Source organism: Peribacillus muralis, assembly GCF_001439925.1.
Taxonomy (GTDB): Bacteria; Bacillota; Bacilli; order Bacillales; family DSM-1321; genus Peribacillus; species Peribacillus muralis.
The window spans coordinates 1-768 of sequence record NZ_LMBV01000067.1 but is presented as its reverse complement, the minus strand read 5'-3'; the positions used below and the strand labels follow the sequence as shown (position 1 = coordinate 768).

At 43.1% G+C, this 768-nt stretch carries 1 protein-coding gene; it reads left to right on the top strand.

Annotated elements, in window-relative coordinates; genetic code table 11:
• Positions 1 to 262: 262 nt before the first annotated feature.
• The coding region (locus ASU00_RS24100; protein ID WP_152983846.1) for an IS110 family RNA-guided transposase at positions 263 to 768 on the top strand (506 nt) is incomplete at its 3' end.

Here is a 768-nt window from a genome sequence, read left to right as displayed (position 1 = left end):
CCCGTTAGCCAACCATGCAGCGCACGACCAGCGCTGCACCACAGAGAATGAAAATGGTGGAAAACCGTCCATACTGATTCTATGGCTGGGTGAGGAAGGTCGATGAACTATGGTGCCATTAGAGCCCATCCGTTAGTCTGACTCCAACGACCTCGGTGCATCACAGACTGTCGCTCCCTTACGGGAAGCACTCATGGTAGATTAATCCTATTCTGGTTTTTGCACCAGCCTCTAATTTTTTGCCATAGAAAGGATGGTTTCAATGGAAGTTATCATTGAACGAGTATGCGGAATGGATGTACATAAAGATAACATTACCGCCTGCATTATGACCCCCGAAGGAAAGGAGATTCAAACATTTTTTACAAAAACGGTGTTTTTAATTCAACTGATGGATTGGATTAAATCACATGGTTGCACTCATGTCGCTATGGAAAGCACAGGTGTGTTTTGGAAGCCTATCGTGAACTTAATTGAGGCTGAAGAAATGGAATTTTTAGTTGTTAACGCACAACATATGAAAGCAGTGCCTGGTCGAAAAACAGATGTCAAAGATGCTGAGTGGATCGCTCAACTTCTTCGTCATGGGTTGTTGAAGGCAAGCTTTATCCCTGATCGAAATCAGCGAGAATTACGTGAGCTTGTTCGTTATCGCAGAAGTATTATTGAAGAACGAGCTAGACAGCATAATCGAATTCAAAAGGTGCTTGAAGGTGCAAATATCAAATTAGGCTCTGTCGTATCGGATATTATGGGCGTTTCATCAAA